This window comes from Providencia sp. PROV202 (assembly GCF_028479565.1).
In the GTDB taxonomy this organism is placed as follows: domain Bacteria; phylum Pseudomonadota; class Gammaproteobacteria; order Enterobacterales; family Enterobacteriaceae; genus Providencia; species Providencia zhijiangensis.
The window spans coordinates 156,257-178,899 of the sequence record NZ_JAMPNV010000011.1 but is presented as its reverse complement, the minus strand read 5'-3'; the positions used below and the strand labels follow the sequence as shown (position 1 = coordinate 178,899).

The following is a 22,643-nucleotide window of genomic DNA, read 5'->3' as shown; positions in this document are numbered from 1 at the left end:
AGGGTTATAATTTTGTTACAGAAATACCAGCGGCGATTAGATGTCGTCCCAGCGATAGCCCAAGCCATAGATGGAGCGGATAAAGGTTTTTTCGTCATCCAGAGATTCGAGCTTACGGCGTAAATTTTTAACGTGGCTATCAATGGTTCTGTCGGTGACCACGCGATGGTCGTCATACAAAATGTCCAGTAATTGATCCCGAGAAAACACCGTACCTGCGTTATCTGACAAAAACTTTAGCAGACGAAATTCTGCGGGGGTCAATTCCAGTAATTTATCCCCATAACGAACTTGGAAGGCATTTTCATCGATAACCAGCTGAGTCTCTTGGCTTCCCATAGAAGAAGGGACTCTTTGGCAACGACGCAAAATCGTTTTTACGCGGGCAACCACTTCTCGCGGGCTAAAGGGCTTACAAACATAGTCATCGGCACCAATTTCTAACCCTAATAAACGGTCAATTTCTTCCGTTTTGGCTGTCACCATAATCACTGGAACATCGCTGAATTTACGCAGTTCACGACAGACCGAAATACCATCGAGTCCCGGTAACATCAAATCTAATAAAATCAGGTCAGGAAAGTGCTTTTGCACATAAGGGATGACTTCATCGCCGCGCATCAGCAAGGCGGGAACATAGCCAGCAGCTTGCAAATAATCAAACAGTAGCTGCCCAAGTTTGGGTTCATCTTCAACAATCAGAACATGGGCGCTATTGGCTCCCAATAAAGGGGATTCAGGCAAAGACACTATTGCTCCTCCTGCGTCGCAATGGGAAGTTGAATGGTTATCTTCACGCCACCGAGTGGGGATGGTGCCGCAGAAATAGTCCCGTTATGGGCCTCGACAATATTATAGCAAATCGCCAGCCCCAAACCTGAGCCACCACTCGCACGGTTACGAGAAACTTCCACACGGTAAAATCGTTCAAACAGACGCTGGCATTGTTCAACACTTAATCCCGGCGCGCTATCTTCCCACGTGATCACTAATTTTTGCTCATGTTGGCTCACGTTGACGGCAATTTTACCGTGAGGATCGGTATAACGCAGGCTGTTTTCCATCAAATTATAAAACAGCTGGTTGATACGATCAGGATCAGCGAATAGATGGGAATGGGCTGAAAACTGAGTTTCTAACGCCAGCTGCCTATCCTCCAATCGCCATTTGGCTTGCCCTAAATTCATCTCAATAATCGGGATAATATCGATAGATTCCATACGATAAACCAAGGAGCCTCTATCGGATAACGAAAGCTGATGCAGGTCATTGACCAGTTTTATCAGTGTTTGAGTTTCATTGAGTAGGGAATTGATGGTTTCAGGCGTTGCTTGGCGCACACCGTCTTGTACGGCTTCAAGTTCGCCGCGTAAAACGGAGAGTGGGGTGCGTAATTCATGGGAAATATCCGCCATATAATCGCGGCGCATTTGCTCATTTTTTTCCAAGGTCGAGGCGAGATGGTTAAAGTCTTTCGCCAGCTGCCCCAACTCATCTTGACCCACTTCAGACACCCGCGCACTGAAATTACCTTTAGCGAGTTGTTGAGTGCCTTCCAGCAATCGGGTGATGGGCTTTAAAAAGCCGCGAGCTAAAAATAGGGTCACTAGCAGCGCCACGAATAGCGATAACCCTGCAATTACCCAGCTAATGTGCATCTGCTGGGTATCGAAACGTTGGTCTAATTGGTTACTGATCCCACTTTCATAACTGGCAACTAGCCAGCCGACGGTTGCGCCTCGGCTCGTTTTGACGGGCACGCGGATCACTTGGTCAGGAGGGGGAAGGTCTCGCCCCCAAATCAGGTTTTCTTTGGCATCATACACCCAAAACATACCGCGCATTCGCTTATGACCACCGCCATGACCTTGTCCTTGATGCTGATTATCTACATTACGTAGAATACGGAAAAACATCCGCTCATCCACCGCCAAGAAACGCCAACTTCCTTCTTCCTCGTATTGCTCGGCAAGCGCCAAAGCGAGTAGCTCTGCACGTTGTTGGTCATTCTCTTTAATATAGTCAATAAAACCATGCTGGAAGCCCATTCTGACGCCTTGGTGCATGATAGCAACCAGCAGCAAACAGGTGGCAAAGATAGCGATAAATAACCGAGTGCTGAGGCTTGTGAGTTTAAGCTTCATGGGATTTCTCCTGCATTGAAGGCGCTTTGCGTGAAAAACGCTGTCTCAGGCTATCAAAACTGAGATACACCACTGGTGTGGTAAATAACGTCAGCAACTGACTCATGACTAATCCACCGACAATCGCGATCCCCAGCGGTTGGCGTAATTCTGCGCCATCACCCGTACCGAGCATCAAAGGGAGCGCCCCAAAAATGGCAGCAAGGGTAGTCATTAAAATCGGTCTAAAACGCAGCAGGCTTGCGCGTAAAATAGCCTCTTTTGCCGATAAGTTCCCATTACGTTGGGCTTGAAGGGCAAAATCCACCATGATAATGGCGTTTTTCATCACAATACCAATAAGCAACATAATGCCGATCAAGGCAATGAGGCTAAATGGCGTATCAAATAATTCCAAGGCTAATAACGCACCGACACCTGCGGATGGCAGTGTCGACAGAATGGTAAGTGGGTGAATATAACTTTCATACAAAATACCCAGTACCAAATAGACCGTGACAATCGCCGCTAAAATTAAAAACAACTGAGATTTTAAGGTATCTTGGAAAACTTGGGCGGTTCCGGCGAAAGTGCCACGTACCGTCGATGGAACGCCTAAAGCCGTCATGGTTTTCTCCACCGCCACAATGGCATCATTTAAGGTATAACCGTCTGCCACGTTAAAGGAAATGGTGGACGCGGCTGATAACCCTTGGTGGTTAACACTTAACGGTGCATTGGCAGGCTGCCAGCGGGCAAAATAGGAGAGGGGGATCGCTTCTCCTTGCTTATTCACCACAAACATTTTATCCAGCGAACTGACGTCTTGGGTATATTCCGGCGCGACTTCCATCACCACTTTATATTGGTTCATAGCTTCATAAATGGTAGAAATTTGACGTTGACCAAAGGCGTTGTTGAGCAGATTGTTCGCATCACGCACATCGATCCCCAGTTGCGCCATCAAATCGCGGTCATAGGTTAACGCCATCTCTGCGCCTTTATCTTCTTTATCGGAGTTCACATCGGTTAACTGAGGTAAATCCCCCAGCGCTCGGCGAATAGCGGGCTCCCATGAACGTAATGCATCCAGCTCATCGGCTAATAGGGTAAATTGATAGCTAGCTTCGGATTGACGCCCTCCCACGCGAATATCTTGCACGGGCATCATAAATAAGTTGGCTCCGGGCTCGTTCGCCAGTTTCATGCGCAAGCGGTTAATCACGCTGTTAGCACTCTCTTTGCGCTCATCCAGTGGCTTTAAGGAGATAAACATAGAGCCACTGTTGACGCGGCTGCCGCCCGTAAATCCAGTGACGCTATCCACGGCAGGATCCGCTTTTACTTGCAGCATAAAGCTCGTCATTTTTTGCTTCATTGACTGGAATGAGATGCTTTGGTCTGCTCGAACGAATCCCAGCAATCGTCCTGTATCTTGCTCTGGGAAAAAGGCTTTAGGGATAGAAATATACAGATAAACATTCAAGCCAATTGCTGCAATTAGCACTGCCAGCACACTGCGACGATGAGATAGTACCCAATTTAACGTGACGCCGTAACTTTCTTGTAACCGAATAAGAACGCGTCCAAATCCTCGTTGCTTGGTATTGGCTGTGCCGCGTTTTTTCAGTAAATGAGCGCACATCATCGGAGTTAACGTCAGCGAGATAATCAGTGAAATCCCGATAGCAGTCGAGAGCGTAATGGCAAATTCGCGGAATAATCGCCCAACTAATCCATCCATCAGTAACAGTGGGATAAACACCGCCACTAAAGAAATACTCATCGAAACGACGGTAAAGCCAACCTCAGAAACCCCTTTAACTGCCGCGATAAACGGTTTTCGACCATTTTCAATGTGCCGAGAAATGTTCTCCAATACCACGATGGCATCATCCACCACAAATCCGGTGGCGACGGTTAAGGCCATTAATGACAAGTTATTGAGGCTAAACCCGCATAAATACATGGCGGTAAAGGTACCAATTAACGAGACAGGCACAGCAATGGCGGGAATTAAAGTGGCACGCCCTGAGCGTAGAAACAGCAATACAACGAGGATCACAAGCGCAATGGCAATCATTAATGCTCGCTCGACTTCTGCCAACGATGCTTTGATGGTCGGTGTTCTATCTTGGGCAACCTGTAAATCAATGGCGGCGGGGATCATATCCTTAAATTCTGGGAGTTCCTCGCGAATGCGTTTGACCGTTTCAATGATATTGGCACCCGCTTCGCGGCGAATGATGATCAAAATTGCGGGTTCACCACTGGACATCCCTGCGGCGCGCACATCTTGGACAGAGTCTTTTACGACGGCCACATCACTGAGTTTGACGGCATTGCCATTACTGTAATGGACAATAATCGGACGGTAATCGGCGGCTTTTTTCAATTCGTCGTTAGTTTGAACTTGGTAGCGATTATCGTCATTATTAATATAACCTTGAGGCTGGCGCACGTTAGCACTACTGATGGCAGAGCGCACAGCATCAAGGGAAACCCCTTGATTAAATAGGGCGGTAGGGTTGAGTTCCACACGCACAGCAGGAAGAGAACCACCTCCTACGGCAACTTCACTGACCCCATCGATTTGCGCGATACGCTGAGCTAAGCGTGTGGACGCCACATCATACATTTCCCCGGTACTGAGGGTTTTTGATGTGAGAGTTAAAATCATGATCGGCGCGTCAGACGGGTTTGATTTATAGTAACGCGGTCGGCTTGGCATACCACTAGGTAATAAATTCTGTGCGGCATTCAACGCCGCTTGTACTTCTCGCGCGGCATTATTGATATCTTTGTTTAAATCAAACTCTAAGGTAATGGAAGTTCGCCCTAACGAACTGCTCGAGGTCATCTCATTTAATCCAGCAATACTGCCTAATGAGCGCTCAAGCGGTGTCGCGATGGAGGAAGCCATCGTTTCAGGGGAAGCACCAGGAAGTGACGCTGTCACTCTTATCACGGGGTAGTCTACCTGCGGCAATGGCGCCACAGGTAAAAACAGAAAGCTCAATGCACCGCACAGGGTAATGGCGACACTGATTAATGTGGTCGCCACCGGACGGCTAATAAACAAAGCAAAGAAGCGTTTCATTAAGACTCCTGTGCCTTGTGCCCACGGCGATTGAAGCGATGAGCTAGACGGTCAAACATCAGGTAGATCACTGGCGTGGTGAACAGCGTTAAAATCTGGCTCATGATCAACCCACCCACCATACAGACCCCCAGAGGCTGGCGCAGTTCTGCGCCGACACCGGTACTGAGCATCAGCGGCAGCGCACCGAGCAATGCGGCCATGGTGGTCATCAGGATTGGGCGAAAACGCAGTAAACAGGCCTGATAAATCGCATCATATGGAGATAAACCTTGTTCACGCTCTGCGGCGAGGGCAAAGTCAATCATCATTATGGCGTTCTTTTTCACAATCCCGATCAGCAAGATAATCCCGATAATAGCGATAACATCGAGCTCATTGCCGGCCATCATTAGCGCGAGCAAAGCCCCCACGCCAGCGGTCGGCAAAGTGGATAAAATGGTGATTGGATGAATAAAGCTTTCGTACAGAATACCGAGCACGATATACATGGCGATAATCGCGGCAAAAATTAGCCAAACGGTGCTACTCAGCGCCGCTTCAAAGGCGAGGGTTGCCCCTTGGAATTGTGTCGTTATCGATTTTGGCATCGAAATCTGTTTTTCAGCCAGCTTCACCGCATTGACTGCTTCTTCTAATGAAGAATCTCCCGCCACATCGAAAGAGAAAGTGACTGACGGGAATTGGTCGAGGTGATTAATCGCCAAAGGTCCATAACCTTCTTGAATATTGACGAGGGTATTTAGCGGAACAATGGCGCCATCAGTGCCTTTTAAGCGAATATCGTTGAGCGCATCCATCCCATCACGGGTTTGGGTATTGTGCTCTAAAATGACGCGATACTGGTTAGCTTGGGTGTAAATGGTGGAGATCATGCGTTGACCAAACGCGTTATACAGCGCGTTATCGATATTCGACATGGTAATACCAAAACGGCTCGCGGTATCACGATCCACATTCACATACGCCACTAAACCTTTATCTTGCCAGTCGCTGCTCACATCAATGAGTGCGGATTGTTGATTTAACGCTTCCAGCAATTTTGGTACCCAAGTGCTGAGCTCATCTAAGGAGCCAGCTTGTAGCGTGAATTGATACGGGGTGCGGGAAACTTGCGTATCAATGGTTAAATCTTGGGATGGTTGCAAGTAGAGGTTGACGCCCGCAATACCGCTGGTGGCTTGCTGCAAGCGAGGAATAATCGTAGGGACACGGTCGTCACGCTCTTCAAGGGGCTTCAAGGTGATTTGAATACGGGCGTTATTCAGTGTGGCATTGTTACCGTCGATACCCACATAGGTGGTAACGTTCTCAACCGCCGGATCTGCCAGAATAATGCCCGCCACTTCTTGCTGTTTCTTCGACATCGCGGCAAACGAAATGGATTGGCGACTTTCAATGGTGCCTTGAATAATGCCGCTATCTTGTAGTGGGAAGAATCCTTTTGGGATCCACATATACAGCAGTACGGTCAGTACCAAAGTTCCTAATGCCACACACAGAGTTAACCACTGGTGGTTAAGAATACGTTTTAGCCAAACACCATAACCTGCAATCATCCACTCAAAGAAATGCTCACAGGCGATTTCAAAGCGATTATGTTTATGCTGGGATTCCGGTTTAAGCAAGCGGGCGCACATCATTGGGGTGAGAGTGAGGGATACCACGGCGGAGATTAAAATCGCTACCGCTAACGTAATTGCAAACTCACGGAACAGGCGCCCGACAATATCCCCCATAAACAGCAGCGGGATCAGTACGGCAACCAAAGAGAAGGTCAGGGAGATAATGGTAAAACCGATTTCTCCTGCACCTTTTAATGCGGCAACAACCGGTTTATCCCCTTTTTCAAGATAGCGGGAGATATTTTCGATCACCACGATAGCGTCATCCACCACGAATCCCGTGGCGATGGTTAGCGCCATCAATGTGAGGTTATTGACGGAAAAGCCGCAAAAATACATGACGGCAAAGGTGCCGACTAACGATAATGGCACGGCGATGCCGGGGATCAGCGTCGCAATCCCATTACGCAGGAATAAGTAAATCACCATCACCACGAGGGCGATAGCGAGCATTAATTCGAATTGGACATCATTAACGGAAGCGCGAATGGTGCTGGTGCGGTCGGTCAAAATATCCACATTCACGGATGCCGGTAAGCTCTCAATCAATTCTGGCAATAACGCGCGGATAGTATCCGTGGTGCTAATCACGTTCGCGCCCGGTTGGCGCTGAACGTTAATTACAATCGCTTGTTGGCTATTCGCCCATGCACCGAGATAGGCGTTCTCAGCACCTTGTTCAATAGTAGCAATATCCCCCAAACGCACTGGGGCGCCATTTTGGAAAGCCACAATCAACTTGCGGTAATCCTCAAGGGATTTCATCTGGTCATTAGCAGATAACGTCACAGAGCGGGTTGGGCCATCAAAACTTCCTTTTGCGGAGTTGACGTTCGCATTATTGATAGCGGTACGAATGGTTTCGCTGTCTAATCCTTTTGCCGCCATGGCTTGTGGATTAAGGTTGACGCGCACAGCAGGGCGTTGCCCCCCCGCTAAGGTGACTAAGCCCACCCCAGTCACTTGGGAAATTTTCTGCGCCACGCGGGTTTCAATAATATCTTGTACCTGCGTTAATGGCATCGCATCGGAGGTGACGGCGAGCGTTAAAACGGGCGGATCCGCAGGGTTTACTTTGTTGTAAATCGGTGGATATGGTAAATCTGAGGGCAGCAAGCTGGTGGCGGAGTTAATCGCCGCCTGCACTTCCTGCTCTGCCACATCGAGAGGCAAAGAGAGCTGGAACATCAAGGTGATCACCGACGCGCCGCCGGAGCTGCGTGATGACATCTGTTGTAAGCCGGACATTTGACCGAATTGCGTTTCTAGCGGTGCCGTGATAGCCGACGTCATCACATCGGGGCTGGCACCGGGGTATAAGGTCACAACTTGAATAGTCGGGTAGTCAACTTCCGGTAACGCCGAGACAGGTAAAAACCGATAACCGATGATCCCCGCGAGCAAAATCGCCACCATAAATAAGGTGGTTGCGACAGGACGTAGAATGAAGAGGCGGGATGGGCCACCGCCTTTATGTGTTTCCGGCTGCATTAGGCTTTCTCCGCACTATTGCGAGGTTTTCTCTCTGTGGAAGCCGGTTTCTTTTCGAGGCTTGAAGCGTTGACCACTTCAACTTTTGCGCCATCAGTTAGCTTATCGACGCCATCGGTAATGACTTTGGTGTTAGCGGATAAACCGCTTTCAATTACCACTTGCTGGCTGTCTTGAATGCCCACTGTCACAAGGTGTTTCGTCACGGTATCATCGTCGCTCAGTACCCAAACATAGTGACCTTCATTGCCCATTTGCAGGGCAGCAGTAGGGATCACCACGGCATTTTGTAAGGTCTCTACCTGCATTTTGACGTTCACGAACTGATTCGGGAACAGTTTTTGCTCTTCGTTAGTAAAGCGTGCTTTGATTTTCAGTGTCCCCGTTGCTGGGTCAATTTGGTTATCGGTACTCAGTAATTCACCGCGTGCAATCATGGCAATATTATTGCGATCCCAAGCTTCTATCAGAACTTTATTCCCTGCTGCTTGCGCTTGTTGGATAGCAGGAATATCACCTTCAGGTAAGGCAAATAGTACGTCAGCAGGTTGCGTTTGGGTGATCACTACAATCGGCGTGGAAGTCCCTGAAGAGATAAAGTTACCCACATCCACTTGTTTTAAACCGATGCGTCCAGAAATAGGGGCTGTAATTTTGCTGTAGGTCAGTTGCAGTTTGGCGTTATCAACGGCGGCTTGGTCAACTTTGATGCTACCCTCGGCTTGTAATACAGTAGCGCGCTGGTTATCCAACTCTTGCTGGGAGATGACTTTGGTTCCCGCCAGTTTTTGGTAGCGGGTCAGATCTAACCGAGCATTGGCTAAAGTGGCTTTATCTTTGGCTAATTGACCTTCCGCTTGGGCAAGTTGCACTTCAAAAGGGCGAGGGTCAATTTGGGCTAATAAATCGCCGGCTTTGACGGATTGCCCTTCGGTGAAGTAGATATTCATTAATTGACCTTCAACGCGGCTAGTGACCGTCACCATGTTGGCGGCCTGCACGGTACCTAAACCAGATAGGAAACGCGGCACGACTTTTTCTTGGGCAGTGGCAAATTGAACCGGTGCAAGTGGACGTGATGGTCTTCCACCTGCTTTTTTCGCTTGTCCGCTTTGAGTTGCACTGGCTGTGGTTGGTCCTTCATTTTGGTTATTTTTATGGTAGGCATACCACGTTGCGCCAGCCGCAGCTAACAGAGCAACAAACAGGGCAGAGCGAGTCAAAATTGTACGGCGTTTCTGTGTCGTCATGGTGGGTAATTCGCTTAACTCAAGGTTGAGTAAAATCAGTTAGGAACCATTCCAATAAATTTAACTGAATATAATAAGGTATATATTAAAAATTAATCAGTTGCGTATTTTAATAGTTTAGCTTGAGGGGAACAAAAGAAAATGGAGGAAATATGAAAAAATGGAAAAGAACGTTAGATAACTGCAAATAATGCTTTTCGAAATGAGCGTAGAACTCTTTGTTGTGAAAGCATTTCTCTCGTTTTATTAAGGGTGGGAAGGAATACTCACTTGATTCAAAAGGAGGCGTTACCTGATGGATATTCTGATTTGCTTATTCAGACGGAAGAACTTGAAATGTCTGGGGATATGCGGCAGAGAGAGAGTCATCCTTTTAGCATGTAGGGCGCCATAAAAAAGCCAGCCGCTAAGCGACTGGCTTTATGTTTGAATGACGAGAAATTAATTGATGCTGGTTTTCAATACTGCCGCAGGGTTACGTTCCTCTTCTGCGGTACGAGTCCAACCTTTGTATGACAGAGGGATAAACGCCACGGCAACGGCTAACAAGGAAACTCCTGCAACATAGTATGCTGGTGCCATATGGGACTGCTGTAACCATGCCCCTGTTAAGATTGGGGTCAAGCCACCGAATACCGCATACGCCAAGTTATACGCAAAGGATAATCCTGAGAAACGAATTTCAGGTGGAAACGCGCGAGTACTGATAATTGGCGTTGTCGCAATTGCGCCCACGAAGAAGCCCATTAATGCATAGTTAAACGTTAAAGTATTTGCCGAAATATCCGATGACAGCGATGAATAGAAGTAGATAGCGGTAACCGCTAATCCACCCCAAGACAAGGTCATCGACGTACGCGTTCCTGTTTTATCTCCTAACCAACCCCAGAAAATACAGCCTAAAGTTAAGGTCAAGGTTGCTGCACAGTTGGCTTGCAACGCAATATTACGATCGATGCCATAAATACCTTTTAATACCACGTCAGGCGTCATCAAAATGGTGACAACGATAGCGGTAGACAGTGACCATGTCAGTGCCGCGGTGATCATGCAAGCTTGTTTATGGGATTTAACCACGGTTTTTACTGGCAATTCTTTGGTTAACGCTTTCTTAGCTGCCATCTCTTTGAAAATCGGGGTCTCTTGTAAGAAACGACGCAGATAGACAGAGATAAAACCAAAGATACCCCCTAAGATAAACGGAATACGCCACGCAAAATCATGCACCTCTTGGGTGGTATAAGAGCGTTCAATGATAATCGCGACGATAGAGCCTAATAAAATCCCGCCAGTGATCCCTGAGGTTAATGTTCCCACGCCTAAACCATAACGCTGTTTCGGAGTATGTTCGGCAATAAACACCCATGCACCTGGCATTTCACCGCCAATAGCAGCACCTTGCATGATACGCATTAATAACAGTAACAGGGGGGCAGCAGCGCCAATGGTCTCAAATGTTGGCAAGAAACCAATAATAAAAGTTGGGAATGCCATCAAGAAAATACTTAAGGTAAACATTTTCTTACGACCGATTTTATCGCCAAAGTGGGCCATGATAATGCCGCCCAATGGGCGAGCAAGATAACCCGCAGCAAACAGACCCAGCGTCGCCATTAATGCGAGAAATTCATTATCGCCCGGGAAAAATAGCTGGGAGATAATTTTCGCGTAAAAAACGAAAATAACGAAATCATAAAATTCTAATGTGCCACCTAAAGAGGATAAGCCCAAAGTTTTATAATCTTCTTTGCCTAACGGTCTAGCCGCAGGCTGGCTGGTTGTTTGCGATGTCATAATTCTGTCCTTCTCAATACACAACATTTCAATATTAGCGCGATGAGGTTATTTGTAATAATAGGTACGTTAAATAGCGAAGTAATTAATATTATTTGGCAAAGGATATGAGATAAAACGAGGGAAAATAAACCAAGGTAATACTCTGTATCTCTAACGTGTCTTCATTTATAGCAGAAAGTTTCATATTCTGTAAACTGCCACCTTAAAAACAAGCATAAAATTCTATTTAATTAGAAAAGGTTGAATGACTACTCTGAATGATAATTGAATGCCACGATATGATATTAATAAACTAGCAATTACAGACGATTGTATATTTTGATGTGCAAAATAATCACAAAAAAGGTAATAAATATAATGGTGCTAATTTATTAAGTGTGAAATTAAATAGAGTAAATAACAGATATAGATAAAATAATATAATTAATAGGCAGGGGATAAGGCTATTTAAATAAATAATACTCGCGGATATGATCTGTCAATTATTTCTATTTTAGTCGAATTGGGCGGTTTTTCAGAGAATGGTAGGTTTTTATAAACCCGCGTACCTAGTTTAAGGCAAAGTACGCGGGTAGGCGGTTAAACTAAGAACAGGGTCGCTAACCCTAAGAAGATAAAGAAACCACCAGTGTCTGTAATTGCCGTGATCATCACGCTAGAACCGATAGCAGGGTCTTTACCCATCTTAATCATGATTAATGGGATCAAGACCCCCATGATGGCAGCCATCAAGAGGTTAAGTACCATCGCAAGGGTCATCACAGCGCCCATGGCGAGATCCCCATACAAGAGGTAGGTGACGACGCCCATAATACCGCCCCAAACCACCCCGTTAATAAAGGCGACTCCCAGCTCTCTGACCATCAGGAAGGAGAAGCTACCGTTCTGGATTTGGTGTAACGCAATGGCGCGGACAATCATGGTAATAGTCTGGTTACCCGTATTACCACCGATACCCGCCACGATTGGCATTAAGGTCGCGAGGGCAACCAACTGTGAAATCGTATCTTCGAACACACCGATAACACGGGAAGCGACGAAAGCGGTACACAGGTTAATGGCAAGCCATGTCCAACGGGTTTTAACCGCTTGACCAACAGGGGCGAATACGTCCTCTTCAGGACTTAACCCCCCCATACGGCGGATGCTGTTATCGTTTTCTTCGCTGATATTATCAACGATATCTTCAACGGTTAGACGCCCCATCAGCAAGCCGTTGCTGTCCACAACCGCGGCAGAAATTAAGTCGTAACGTTCGAATGCGCTTGCTGCATCTTCCCCTTTTTCATCGGGTAAGAAGGTGACGGTATCGGTTTTCATCACATCGGCAACAATACGTTCTGGCGCTTGGATCAAAATGGTGGTCAGGGGTAATTCGCCTTGCAGATAATTATCTTTATCGACAACGAAAATTTTATCCGTTGCTTCAGGAATTTTTCCCCGTTGGCGTAGATAGCGTTGTACTGTTTTTAGGGTGACGTTTGAACGCACAGTGACGAATTCGAAATCCATCATCTGCCCAACGCTGTCTTTGGCGTATTGGAGAACTTCACGAATACGGCTACGTAAGCTTGGGTCTAAGTAGGTGAGGAGACGGCGCATGGTATCGCGGGGCAAGTGCTCAGCGATATACGCTTGTTCGTCCACATGTAAGCCTGCAACCGCTCGCAGCAGTTCTCGGTCTGACATATCTTTAATCAGGCTGTCCCAAACAGAGACAGAGGCTTCAACCAACACTTCACCGCGTTCGTTGTTGTCGACTAAGCGCCACAGTGCGAGACGCTCGTCGTACGGTAGCATTTCAAGAATATCGGCGATATCCGCGGTGTGGAGGTCAACAAGCAGTTCTTTAACCGTACTAATTTTTTCACTAAATGCTTTATCATCCATACTGACGTGTTGGTCTTTCTCGACAAGAGCATGAACAAACTCTTCGTCTTCCATGAATAACGTCAGTATTTGCTGGCGGATGTACGCCAGTCTTTGTGAATGCGGATTGATTATTGGTGCCGCATCAGTTGAAAAAGCAGTTTGTGACATGTTAATCCTTAAACCATTCGGCGCCGAAGCGCTTTAAATTAATTCGCCTGCGAGGTGACGAAACTTCTACCCAGTATTGTCGCTGATCCCAAAAAAATATCAAATCTGTTCATATTTCGAATAAGAAGAACAAAACAACACTGACCGCAAATCATTATTTTTTGTTTCTATTTTCTAAATCATACTCATTTCTGAGTCATGTAAGCCTATGGCTCATTTTCTGCGCAAATGGTGAGTTTCCAGCCAGGAACCTCTTCCCAGTAGGCGCTCTCTTTTTCAAGGTCGAGCAGCATTAACGCATTGTGGGCGAGATACTGCGCAGGTAAGAAAAGTGTCCAATGACCTTCGTCGGTTTCAATGCGCATAGACGAAGGTGTTGTCGTTGATTGGCGCTGATTATTCAATAAGATAGATAAGCGCAAAATTTGAATCAACGGCATAAATTGCTTGCGTTTAAACAAGTTAAACTTAGGGATTTCATCGTATTTAATGGCACGGCGATGATTGCGAACCAACGTCGCTAATAGCAATTGTTGCTCTTGGCTAAATCCCGGTAAGTTGGTGTTTTGTAAGATATAAGCGGAATGGCGATGCATGCCGCTATGGTTAATACTCAATCCCACTTCGTGCAGCATAACCGCCCAAATTAAAATGGATTCTAATTGTGGATTGGCCTGTTTAGGGTTCTGCTGGCGCCACTGATAATACAGCTCTTCCATGGTTTTCAAAACCCGTTTGGCTTGTTCACGGTCGATATTATAGTGCTCGGCAAGGCTTAATGCGGTGCGTTGCCGAATATCTTGGTGACGAAAGCGACCTTCCATTTCATAGAGAACGCCTTCACGTAAGGCTCCGTCGGAGAGTCGCAATTCTTTGATGTCGAGGGAATCAAACACCGCAATTAAGATAGCTAAACCCGGCACAAAAACGTGTTTACGATCAGAAGAAAGTCCCGGAATTTCTAATGATTTAAACGTTTTGTACTTCAATGCGACTTGTTTGATTTTTTCGAGGCGCTCGCGGGTAATAATGCCATCACGATCGCCCATCTCTACAATTACCGCATGTGCCGCTTTAATGGTACCGGAGGCTCCCATCGCCACATCCCAAACTTGCTTTTTAAATAGGGTAGCGGTGCTTTCCAGTTTTAAGCAGGCGGCTAAATAAGCGCGATTAAAATTATCTGGGGAAATGATTTCATTAGGGAAATAGTGACGAGCAAAGCTCACGCAGCCCATACGGCGGCTTTCAATTAAAATGGGTTCAAATTTCTCGCCAATCACCAGCTCTGTGGAACCGCCGCCAATATCGATGACCAGTTTACGACCCTTTTCCGGCTGCGTGTGTTCAACGCCCATAAAAATCAAACGCGCTTCTTCTTGCCCTGAAATGATCTCAATCGGGTAGGGAATAATGGCTTTTGCACGACGTAGAAATTCTTCAACGTTGGTGGCGACTCGTAATGAATGGGTACCAACGATGCAGACGTTATCAGGCGTGAAGCCTTGTAGACGCTCAGCAAATAGCGATAAACACGCTAAGCCACGCTCCATGGCTTCTTCACTGAGCTCATTGGTATCACTCAGCCCATCAGCAAGATGAACACGTTTTTTTAAACGGGTTAGAACTTGTAGTGCTCCATTGACAATACGCGCAATAACCATATGAAAACTGTTTGAACCCAAGTCAATCGCCGCAATTTCTTGTGGTCTTGGGGTAGATGAACTGGCAATTGGCATAGTATCAAGCTCTTGTTTCAGGCATTTCGAGTGCTTTTAAAAATTCATAAACAGCTAATTGAGCGCGAATTTTGCGCTTATTGCCGCGGGGAACATAATGATTACTGAGTTCTTTGTCAACAAAGCGGGCTTTGACGGTATCACTGAACTGTAATTCGAGGATATCTAAAACCAACTGTTTAAGTCGTGGATCCAGCAAACGAACGGCGACTTCGATACGGTAGTCGATGTTGCGGGTCATCCAGTCGGCCGAGGAGATGAATACTTTTTCATCGCCAGCGTTGGTAAAGACATAAACGCGGTCATGCTCTAAGAATCGGTCCACCACACTGGTGACTTGGATATTTTCGCTATAGCCTTGTTGCCCTGAGACGAGTGAACACATGCCACGCACTAACAAGCGAATTTTAACCCCTGCATTGGAGGCATCGTAGAGCTTATCGGTCAGTTCTTTATCGACTAAGTTATTAATTTTCAGCGTGATGCCACTAGGTAACCCAGCTTCAGCATTTGCAATTTCTTGGTCAATTAATTCAGTGATTTTGGTGCGTGTATTTTGCGGAGACACCATCAAATTATCGAAAGTTACAGGGCGATACGGGTTTTCAATAAAGCTAAATACTCGGCGCACTTCGTTGGTGATTTGCTCGTTACAGGTCAGTAATGAATAGTCGGTGTAAAGACGCGCGGTTTTTTCGTTAAAGTTACCCGTACCAATATGGGCGTAGCGAACAATCTGGCCTTCTTCCATACGGGAAATAATAAACAGCTTGGCGTGAATTTTTAGCCCCGGCGCGGAGAAGATAACGTGAACACCCGCTTCAGTTAGGCGTTTCGCCCAGTGAATATTGGCGGCTTCATCAAAACGCGCTTGCAGCTCCACCACTACGGTGACTTTTTTGCCATTGTGGGCAGCGTGGATCACGGAGTCGATGATACGTGAGTCTTTTGCCACACGGTAAATATTGATTTTGATGGATAACACATTCGGGTCAAACGACGCTTGGCGCAGCAATTCTAATGTGTGCTCGAAGGTGTAATACGGGTAGTAGAGCAACACATCGCGCTCGCGAATGGCATCAAATCCGTTACGGAAATTATCAAACCAGCGGTGGCGCAGGCGTGGTAACGGTTTGTTGAGTAAGTTTTTATTTCCTTCATTCGGGAAGTTAATAAAATCTTTAAAATTATGGTAACGACCACCGGCAATCACCGAGTCATCGCTCGATAATCCCAGTTTTTCTCGTAGCAGCGCGACCATTTCATCGGGCATATCACGTTGATAAACAAAGCGAACTGGCTCAGCCGTTAAACGCTGTTTTAACGTGGATGACATAATTTCCAGCAGGCTAGATTCCATTTCCGTGGCGATATCATATTCCGCATCACGGGTCATTTTCATGGAATAGGCGTTGAGCTTATCGTAGTCAAAGAAGCCTTTGAAAATTTCATCGAGGGTATAGCGAAGGATATTATCAATTAAAATCATTGACTTGCGGCGCTTTGGCATCTCTGGAGGGAGATTCACAAAACGCGGAACTTTATCCGATGGGATCTCCAATAAGGCGTATTGCACTTCAGCACCATTAATAATTTCAACGGCGAGGTAGGTGTAATCGTCTTTCAGGAACTCCACTAAGTTAGTATCACGATTGATTAAAATTGGCGTGATATGTTGGCGTAAGTTTTGACGAAAGTATTGGCGTAACCAAATTTGTTGGCGAGGTGAAATTTGACGCTCGTTAATTAAGAATATTTGGTTACGTGCCATTTCAAGGAGCAGGTCGTTGTAGAGAACGTCGAACTCTTGCTCCTGTTTAGCTACTTTAGACTGAATACGTTTGAGCAGATGACGGGCTCCGCTGGCGGAACCGCGCTCTTCGTTGATTAAGATGCGACGTTTTACATCCGCAAAACGGACTTTATAGAACTCATCTAAGTTATTGGAGTAAATGCCCAAAAAACGCATTCGTTCTATAAGAGGGTTCCGCTTATCCGCGGCTTCTTGGAGAACTCGTTCGTTAAAAGAGAGCCAGCTGAGCTCTTTTTCATGATAGAGGCGTTCTTGGGACATTGTTGCTCCGTATTTGGCTGGTTAATGCTGATAAAAAAACCGATTATCACCTTTGACTTCTATAGCGCTATTCTTGGAACTATTACGCGTTTTCAGACTGCTGTTTCATTGCAAAATATTGGTGCTGGAACACACACATACGGATTGCGGTGTGGTAGCGACCATTAACGAAAAATTCGTCAATCAGCTCGCCTTCTGTGTGGAAGCCGAGTTTATTATAAATATGGATAGCTTTGACATTTTCTTTATCGACTATCAGATAAAGTTTGTACAAATTGAGCACTGAAAAGGCGTAGTCCATGGCCAGTTTTGCAGCGCGGCTTGCATACCCTTTTCCTTGATAGCGGGGGGCAATGATAATCTGGAATTCAGAACGACGGTGAACATAATCAATTTCAACCAGTTCGACTAAACCGACTTTTTCACTGTCTGATTCGACAATAAAGCGGCGTTCGGATTGGTCATGAATATGCTTATCGTAAAGATCACTGAGCTCAACGAATGCCTCGTAAGGTTCTTCGAACCAATAACGCATAATGTTGGCGTTATTGTCCAGCTGGTGGATGAAAGCTAAATCTTCACGCTCAAGTGGGCGCAATCTAAACAGATGAGCTTGCCCGGTCGTCATAAAACACCTCGATTGTTGTTAATTATAAAACTATTTATGGCGAAAGTATCAACTAGAAAATTAATTACTTAGCGCTGTTATAAGGATACCACTTATTTGCAATAAAATAATGGCAGAAAGCAGGGGGAGGGAGAGTTTGTTGAAGATTAGTTTGTTTAAGTGGGAATGGTTAGGGGGAGGTTGGTGAACTGGTGAAGACTCAATATAGGGCGGTGATTGTCTCCACCCAAAAATTGTGCTTTCTTGGATTTGAATTGGGGACGGTGATGAGCATCTAGTTTCGTGGGCTGCTTTATGTTGGAAGCGGATGTTAATAAACATTGTGAGTTGGTAGAAATAGGGGCATTCGCGTGTTAATTAATCCAATTGGATTATATCCAAGATACCTAAAGTTAACTTTAATGTATAGTTGTGTCTACATTGTTCTAAATTGACTAAGAAGTGAAGTATCATGGCTTTTTTGACCGGAATTAGTGATTTTTTAAATAGCATTCCTCAATGGTTATCATCATTTATTACTGCTTTGATCGGCGCATTTGTTGGTGGCTGGTTTACTCTTAAAGGAGTTGATCGGGAGGCTAAGATTACTCGTGCAGAGACTGAAAAAAATTCCCTTGAGCTGCAGCTATCTGTATTAAAAGGAATTAAGGGTGAGATTTTCACCTTAATGAATCTATATGATAAAAGACTTAAAAATCATATTGATAGCATTGGGCCAGGTGAAATATTTCTTATTAATTTCCCTATTGGGGATGATAACTTTACATTCTATGAGCAAAACGCAAAAATTATTGCAAAATTGGATGACGAAGCAAGAGATTCAATAATTAATGTTTATACATATGCTCGTTCGCTAATACAGTCTTTTAAAGGGAACAACCAGCTTATTATAGACTACGAAAAAATCCTTTTTGACATGGCTGATAATAATAAAAATAAAGATATGTACACAAGATTGTACGCTAAAAAACTCGAAGTCATGGTGGATTATGCGCAAGGAATAAAAAATATTGATGCAGAACTCAGGTATGCTATCAATGAGGGATTTGAGGTTATTAACCAAGAAATAGTGGCGCTACAAGTAAAATTAACAAATTTAAAGCCATGAGGGTTACTTCTGCTTCTCGCTCAGAGCTACCTTTCCGGTTAATGATATGAAATCTATGCAATTCTGTTACCTAGTTTGGATAATTTATTCTATTTTCGTCATGCCAGTATTTTACCTGTACATTTCAGTCTTAATATTGATCAATAAGAAAAAAATAAAACTAAAACTGGGCGCATAAAATATGAAAAACAATATTACGTTGATAACGGGTGGTGATCGCGGGATAGGTCGAGCGACAGCAATCAATTTGGCACATAAAGGTCATAAGGTTTGTATTGGCTACCACACCCGTCAAGACTGCGCACAGGAAGTTTTAGATATAATTCGTCATGCAGGCGGTACCGCTATTGCGGTGCAAGCCGATATTTCTCAGGAAGAACAAATTGTTTCGTTGTTTCAGCAGATTGATAAAGAATTAGGCCCCATTTCTGGGTTGGTTAACAACGCGGGAATAATCATGCCTCAAGCCTCGATAGAGCAGCTAGATGCACAGCGATTAGCGCGATTATTTGCAACGAATGTCAGTGGTAGTTTTCTCTGTGCGCGTGAAGCGGTCAAACGTATGGCATTTCGTCATGGTGGGCAAGGTGGCGCGATTGTTAATGTTTCATCTGCGGCATCTCGTCTTGGCTCTCCCCATGAGTATGTGGACTATGCCGCATCCAAAGGTGCCATCGATACAATGACGATTGGTTTATCTCTCGAAGTGGCTGGAGAGGGAATTCGTGTCAATGCCGTCCGTCCCGGATTTATCTATACGGATATGCATGCTGATGGTGGTGAGGCTGCTCGGGTTGATCGAGTTAAAGATAGTTTACCGATGAAACGAGGAGGTCAGCCAGAAGAGGTTGCTCAGGCAATCGTGTGGTTATTATCTGATGAGGCTTCTTACGTCACGGGAAGTTTTATCGATTTGGCGGGTGGGAAATAAAACGTTTATTGCGGATGGCTGAACTTGAGTTATTCGCTCAGACTTGCCAACCAAATCTGAGCGAATACATTTAAACTTACCGAATTGCGTATTAATCTGCTTGATAGCCCGTTACCGACAGCGGCTGGCCATCGAGTAGGGCTTTACCGTCTTGCATGATAAGGCGGCCGGAAACAAACCACGCAATAACTTGAGGATAAATCAGGTGCTCTTGCAGTTTAACGCGTTCAACCAAATCGTCTTCAGTATCTTGCGGTAAAATGGGCACATATCCTTGCAAAATAATCGGACCACCATCGAGCTCTTCAGTGACAAAATGCACGGACGTACCGTGTTCGCTATCGCCATTTTCAAGTGCGCGTCGATGGGTATGCAGCCCCGGATATTTAGGCAGTAAAGAAGGGTGGATATTCAGCATTTTCCCTGTGAAATGTTTCACAAACTCAGGGGTTAAAATGCGCATAAACCCAGCCAAGACCACTAAATCCGGTTGATACTGCTCGATAGCGTCTAACAGTGCAGCATCGTAAGCTTGGCGGTCGGTGAACGCTTTTGAGCTAACACAAAGGGCTGGAATACCAGCCTCTTGTGCGCGAACCAAACCGTAAGCATCACTTTTATTACTGATCACCGCGACGATTTGCCCATCGATTTCATGGCGTTGGCAGGCATCAATAATCGATTGCAAATTACTGCCACTGCCTGAAATCAAAACAACGATGTTTTTCATTAGCGGATAACAACCTGCTCTTCACCCGCAGGTAATTCGCCAATGGTTCCGATCTGCCAAGCATTTTCGCCTAACGCAGCCAGCAGTTTTAATGCAGACTCAACTTCGGTTTGTGGCAGAGCAATGATGATGCCGACACCGCAGTTAAATGTACGATACATTTCGTGAGTGGTGACATCACCCGCTTGTTGCAGCCATTCGAATACTGCAGGCCATTCCCAGCTGTTGCCGTCAATGATGGCTTGAGTGTTGTCAGGTAAAACGCGAGGAATATTTTCCCAGAAGCCGCCGCCCGTAATGTGTGCAATGGCATGAATATCGTTTTTCGCGATCAATTCTAAGACATTTTTAACATAGATACGGGTTGGTTCTAACAGGTGATCAGCGAGAGGTTTGCCCGCTAATTGCGTGGTTTCTGGATTGGTTTTGCTCACTTCCAGAATTTTACGCACTAATGAATAACCGTTAGAGTGAGGGCCGCTTGAGGCTAATGCGATCAGCGCGTCGCCCGCACTGACTTTTGTGCCATCAATAATTTCAGAGCGCTCAACAACACCCACACAGAAGCCTGCAACATCATAATCTTCGCCGTGGTACATGCCCGGCATTTCAGCGGTTTCACCACCCACTAATGCACAGCCAGACTGCTTACAGCCTTCCGCGATACCCGTGATAACGCTCGCGGCGGTATCCACATCCAGCTTGCCGGTTGCATAGTAGTCTAAGAAAAACAGCGGCTCAGCACCTTGAACAATCAGGTCGTTGACACACATAGCGACTAAATCGATACCGATGGATTCATGACGTTTTAAGTCCATCGCGAGGCGTAGTTTAGTTCCCACACCGTCAGTACCTGATACTAAGACAGGCTCACGGTATTTTTGTGGCAGGGCACACAGTGCGCCGAACCCTCCTAATCCTCCCATCACTTCTGGACGGCGAGTCTCTTTCACCACACCTTTGATACGTTCAACCAATGCGTTACCTGCATCAATATCAACACCGGCATCTTTATAGCTGAGAGAGGTTTTATCAGTCACTACGGCCCCCAAGGCAATTGCATTTTGGAAAAGATAACTTCATTTGCCGATATTCTATCAGGCTCCGCAAACGTTTGCGATAGCTTTCTGACTGAAATATTTGATGCAATAAATTGTGATGTCGTGACGCAAAGCGCATGATTTTATTCGCTGCCTACACCATAAAAAATATTATGTGTATACTAATTCAGCAAATAACGTGTGATTGATGATTGTTTGACCTGAATCAAGATGATACTAGTGGCATTGAGGGAAAAAAGCGGTATAATCCCGCGATTTTTTTGTCCGGTGACGTTTTAAAAAAGTAGGAGAAACCCATGAAGATCGTTGAGGTAAAACACCCTCTCGTTAAACATAAACTCGGCCTGATGCGAGATCATGACATAAGCACTAAGCGCTTTCGTGAACTGGCCTCAGAGGTTGGTAGCCTACTGACTTATGAAGCGACCGCTGACCTAGAAACTGAAAAAGTAACAATTGATGGTTGGTGTGGTCCTGTAGAAATTGAACAAATTAAAGGTAAAAAAATCACTGTAGTTCCTATTCTACGTGCCGGTATTGGCATGATGAACGGCGTATTGGAAAGCATCCCAAGCGCACGTATCAGTGTAGTGGGTATTTACCGTGATGAAGAAACGTTACAACCTGTCCCTTATTTCCAAAAATTAGTTTCTAACATTGATGAGCGTATGGCGCTGATTGTAGACCCAATGTTAGCAACTGGTGGTTCAATGATTGCAACCATCGACCTCTTGAAAAAATCCGGCTGTAATTCCATTAAAGTCTTAGTTTTAGTTGCTGCACCGGAAGGTATTGCTGCATTAGAAGCAGCGCACCCAGACGTTGAACTGTACACGGCTTCAATTGACCAACACTTAAATGATGAAGGTTACATTGTTCCGGGTCTAGGAGACGCGGGCGATAAGATATTTGGTACTAAATAATAATGAAGCCGACTGAAGAGTCG

Annotated in this window: 14 protein-coding genes and 1 pseudogene; 3 read left to right on the top strand and 12 right to left on the bottom strand. The window is 45.6% G+C overall.

Going from position 1 to position 22,643, the window contains the following annotated elements; genetic code table 11:
* Positions 1 to 36: 36 nt before the first annotated feature.
* From baeR to speG, 10 genes and pseudogenes are all read right to left on the bottom strand, one after another.
* The gene (gene baeR / locus PR799_RS08155) at positions 37 to 750 is read right to left on the bottom strand and encodes a two-component system response regulator BaeR (protein ID WP_272521670.1); all 714 of its coding nucleotides are present in this window, start codon (positions 748 to 750) and stop codon (positions 37 to 39) included.
* Positions 750 to 2,144: a two-component system sensor histidine kinase BaeS gene (gene baeS / locus PR799_RS08150; protein ID WP_272521669.1), complete on the bottom strand. Its 1,395-nt coding sequence runs from the start codon at positions 2,142 to 2,144 to the stop codon at positions 750 to 752. The genes baeR and baeS overlap by 1 nt, the downstream gene beginning before the upstream one ends.
* Positions 2,134 to 5,223, bottom strand: coding sequence for a multidrug efflux RND transporter permease subunit MdtC (mdtC, locus tag PR799_RS08145; RefSeq protein ID WP_154627101.1), 3,090 nt, complete (start codon positions 5,221 to 5,223; stop codon positions 2,134 to 2,136). The genes baeS and mdtC overlap by 11 nt, the downstream gene beginning before the upstream one ends.
* Positions 5,223 to 8,339, bottom strand: coding sequence for an MdtB/MuxB family multidrug efflux RND transporter permease subunit (locus PR799_RS08140; RefSeq protein WP_154627100.1), 3,117 nt, complete (start codon positions 8,337 to 8,339; stop codon positions 5,223 to 5,225). Before PR799_RS08140 ends, mdtC begins: the two co-directional genes overlap by 1 nt.
* Positions 8,339 to 9,589: an MdtA/MuxA family multidrug efflux RND transporter periplasmic adaptor subunit gene (locus PR799_RS08135; RefSeq protein WP_272521668.1), complete on the bottom strand. Its 1,251-nt coding sequence runs from the start codon at positions 9,587 to 9,589 to the stop codon at positions 8,339 to 8,341. The genes PR799_RS08140 and PR799_RS08135 overlap by 1 nt, the downstream gene beginning before the upstream one ends.
* A 441-nt stretch (positions 9,590 to 10,030) precedes the next feature.
* Positions 10,031 to 11,383: an MFS transporter gene (locus tag PR799_RS08130; protein ID WP_272521667.1), complete on the bottom strand. Its 1,353-nt coding sequence runs from the start codon at positions 11,381 to 11,383 to the stop codon at positions 10,031 to 10,033.
* Between the two features lie 582 nt (positions 11,384 to 11,965).
* A pseudogene (gene mgtE, locus PR799_RS08125) lies at positions 11,966 to 13,246 on the bottom strand (magnesium transporter); the annotation flags it as partial.
* A gap of 386 nt (positions 13,247 to 13,632) precedes the next feature.
* Positions 13,633 to 15,165: an exopolyphosphatase gene (gene ppx, locus PR799_RS08120; RefSeq protein WP_272521666.1), complete on the bottom strand. Its 1,533-nt coding sequence runs from the start codon at positions 15,163 to 15,165 to the stop codon at positions 13,633 to 13,635.
* A gap of 4 nt (positions 15,166 to 15,169) precedes the next feature.
* Positions 15,170 to 17,239: a polyphosphate kinase 1 gene (gene ppk1, locus PR799_RS08115; protein ID WP_154603637.1), complete on the bottom strand. Its 2,070-nt coding sequence runs from the start codon at positions 17,237 to 17,239 to the stop codon at positions 15,170 to 15,172.
* Positions 17,240 to 17,321: 82 nt separating this feature from the next.
* Positions 17,322 to 17,867 carry a spermidine N1-acetyltransferase gene (speG, locus tag PR799_RS08110; RefSeq protein ID WP_036953207.1) on the bottom strand — a complete coding sequence of 182 codons (546 nt, stop codon included), beginning with the start codon at positions 17,865 to 17,867 and terminating at the stop codon, positions 17,322 to 17,324.
* Between the two features lie 451 nt (positions 17,868 to 18,318).
* Between speG and PR799_RS08105 the strand changes: the two genes are divergently transcribed.
* Together PR799_RS08105 and PR799_RS08100 are read left to right on the top strand one after the other, a co-directional pair.
* Positions 18,319 to 18,975, top strand: a complete 657-nt coding sequence (locus PR799_RS08105) for a hypothetical protein (protein WP_272521665.1) — start codon at positions 18,319 to 18,321, stop codon at positions 18,973 to 18,975.
* 181 nt (positions 18,976 to 19,156) lie between these two features.
* Positions 19,157 to 19,906, top strand: a complete 750-nt coding sequence (locus tag PR799_RS08100; protein ID WP_272521664.1) for an SDR family oxidoreductase — start codon at positions 19,157 to 19,159, stop codon at positions 19,904 to 19,906.
* Between the two features lie 91 nt (positions 19,907 to 19,997).
* Here PR799_RS08100 and purN read toward each other — a convergent pair whose 3' ends face one another.
* Both purN and purM read right to left on the bottom strand, forming a co-directional pair.
* Positions 19,998 to 20,636, bottom strand: coding sequence for a phosphoribosylglycinamide formyltransferase (gene purN, locus PR799_RS08095; RefSeq protein WP_272521663.1), 639 nt, complete (start codon positions 20,634 to 20,636; stop codon positions 19,998 to 20,000).
* Positions 20,636 to 21,676: a phosphoribosylformylglycinamidine cyclo-ligase gene (purM, locus tag PR799_RS08090; RefSeq protein WP_272521662.1), complete on the bottom strand. Its 1,041-nt coding sequence runs from the start codon at positions 21,674 to 21,676 to the stop codon at positions 20,636 to 20,638. The genes purN and purM overlap by 1 nt, the downstream gene beginning before the upstream one ends.
* A 317-nt stretch (positions 21,677 to 21,993) precedes the next feature.
* On the opposite strand from purM, the gene upp reads away from it, so the two are divergent.
* Entirely contained in the window at positions 21,994 to 22,620 is a 627-nt protein-coding gene (gene upp / locus PR799_RS08085; RefSeq protein WP_006658899.1) for a uracil phosphoribosyltransferase, read from the top strand.
* Positions 22,621 to 22,643: the final 23 nt, after the last annotated feature.